Annotated in this window: 1 protein-coding gene; it reads right to left on the reverse strand. The window is 71.9% G+C overall.

The window, feature by feature from the left end; all coding sequences use genetic code 11:
• A partial coding sequence (locus ACFXJL_RS34745; protein WP_384699481.1) for a condensation domain-containing protein occupies positions 1-2,594 on the reverse strand: 2,594 nt, incomplete at both ends.

The raw sequence follows: 2,594 nt of genomic DNA on the forward strand, positions 1-2,594 counted from the left end.
GAAGAGGCTGGAGGAGAGTTGGAGCATGGTGATGTGGTGGTGGGGGGTGAGGTGGGCGATGAGGGCGGGTTCGGGGCGTTGTCCGGGTTGGAGGATGGTGGTGCCGCCGTGGAGGAGGGCGCCCCAGAATTCGAGGCTGAAGGCGTCCCAGGAGACGGGTGAGCATTGGAGGAAGGTTTCGCTGGGGCCGAAGGTGCAGTAGGTCTGGCCGGTGAGGGTGGAGGTCAGGTTCCGGTGCGAGGAGAGGATCCCCTTGGGGCGTCCGGTCGATCCCGATGTGAACATCACACAGGCAGAGTCGTCGGGGCTGGTGGCGATGTCCGGCGTGCCGTCGGGCAGTTCCGGCAGCTGTAGGCGGTCGAAGGGGACCTCGGGCCACGGCCCGGTGAGTCTGCCGCGCTGTTCCCCGGCGGTCAGAAGGGTCGTGATTCCGGCGTCGGTTGCGGTGCTGGTGAGCCTTAGGTCGGGGTAGTCGGGGTCCAGGAGGGTGTAGGCGGCGCCGGTTTTGAGTACGGCGAGGATGCCGGTGGCCAGGGGGAGTGAGCGGTTGATGAGGATGCCTGCGAGGTCGCCGCGGCCCAGTCCGGTGGTGGCGCGCAGGTGGTGGGCGAGTTGGTTGGCTTCGGTGTTCAGGTGGCCGTAGGTGAGGTGGTCCTCGCCGAAGACCACGGCGACCGCGGCCGGGCGGATCCGGGCCTGCTCCTCGAACCGCTCGGTCAGCGTCCGCTCGTCGACCGGAGCCGTCACCCCCGTCCACTCGTGCAGCACGAGCCGCCGGTCCCGGGCGGACATCGGGTCCAGCCGGGACAGTTGCAGCTCCGGTGCGGCGACGGCCTGCTCCAGCGTCCGCCGTACCATCGCGACGATCCGCTCCGCGGAGGCCCGTTCGAAGACGTCGTCGCTGTAGAGCACCGTGCCCGCCAGCCCGTCCGGCTCGCCGTCGGCACCGCCCGTGTGCAGCAGGAACTCCAGGTCGAACTTGACCGCCCCGGTCGCCACCGGCACGACCGGCCCGCTCCGGACCCCGGGGAAGACGGGCACCGGCGCCGGACCGCTCTCCACCGCCAGGCAGACCTGGAACAGTGGATGCCGGGCCAGTGACCGCTGCGGATTGACGGCCTCCAGGACGAGGTCGAACGGGGCGTCCTGGTGGGCGAAGGCATCCAGGTCCGTATCGCGGACCCGGCGCAGCAGCGCCCGGAACTCCGGATCGCCGGAGGTGTCCGTCCGCAGCACCAGCGTATTGACGAAGAATCCCACCAGCCCCGCCAGTCCGTTGTGCGCGCGGCCCGCCACGGGGGAGCCCAGCGGAATGTCGGTGCCCGCGCCCAGCCGGGTCAAGGTGGCGGCCAGCGCCGCCTGCACCACCATGAAGGGCGTGCACCGTTCGGCGCGGGCCAGCCCGGCGATCCGGCGGCCGAGGTCCGCGCCGAAGTCCACCGCCACGGCACCGCCGCGCCCCCCGGCTGCCGGCGGCCGAGGCCGGTCGTGCACCAGGCCCAGCTCCTGCGGCAGCTCTGAGAGCGCCCGCCGCCAGTACGCGAGCTGCTCGTCCAGCACCGGACCGGTCAGTGCGGACCGCTGCCACAGCGCATGATCGGCGTAGGAGAGGGGCATCGGCGCCGGGTCGGGGCTCCGTCCGGCGAGCCGGGCCGCGTACGCCGCCGAGAGGTCCGCGAACAGCGGGCCCAGCGACTGCCCGTCCGTGGCGATGTGGTGCAGCAGCACCAGCAGCACGGCCGACTCCGGGCCGGTGCGCAGCAGGGTCACCCGCAGCGGAGCCTCCGCCGCGAGGTCGAAGACATGTCCGGCGGCAGCCGTCAGTTCCGGCTCCACCGCCTCCGGGGCGATGTCGCGGACCTCGAAGGGTGCCGCTCCCACCGGGTCCACCAGCTGGCAGGGTTCGCCGTCCATGACGGTGATCCGGGTCCGCAACGGTTCATGACGCTCCATCACATCGCGGACGGCGGCCCGTAGCGCGGCCGTGTCCAGCGGCCCTTCCAGCCGGACCGACAGGGGGACGTTGTAGGCCGTCCCACCGCCTTCGAGCCCGTTCACCAGCCAGAGCCGTTGCTGGGCGAAGGACAGCGGAAGCCGCTCGGGCCGCGGTCCGGGGACGGCGGGCGGCGCCGGTGCGGCGCCCCGGCCGGTGAGCTCCGCAAGCTGTTCGGCGAGCCGGGCCGGGGTGGGCCGGCGGAAGACGTCAGGCAGGCCCAGCGGGGCGTCCAGCGCCGACGAGAGCCGGTTGGCGAGCTTGGCGGCGAGCAGGGAGTGGCCGCCGAGGGTGAAGAAGTCGGCGTCCGCGGACGGCGGTTCTGCGAGGTCCAGCACCTCCGCGAAGAGGGCGCAGACGATCTCCTCCAGCGGAGTGCTGGCCGTCCGTCCGCCCTCCTCCGTCGGGGGAGCGGCGAACCGGGAGAGTGCGCGTTTGTCGATTTTGCCGTTGGGGGTGAGGGGGAGTTGGTGGTGGGTGGTGATGTGGGTGGGGATCATGTGGTCGGGGAGGTGTTGGCGGAGGTAGGTGCGGATGTCGTGGGGTGTGGTGGTGGTGTTGGGGGTGGTGGTGATGTGGGCGGTGAGTTGGTTGTTGGTGT

It is taken from the genome of Streptomyces sp. NPDC059256 (genome assembly GCF_042753785.1).
GTDB lineage: Bacteria > Actinomycetota > Actinomycetes > Streptomycetales > Streptomycetaceae > Streptomyces.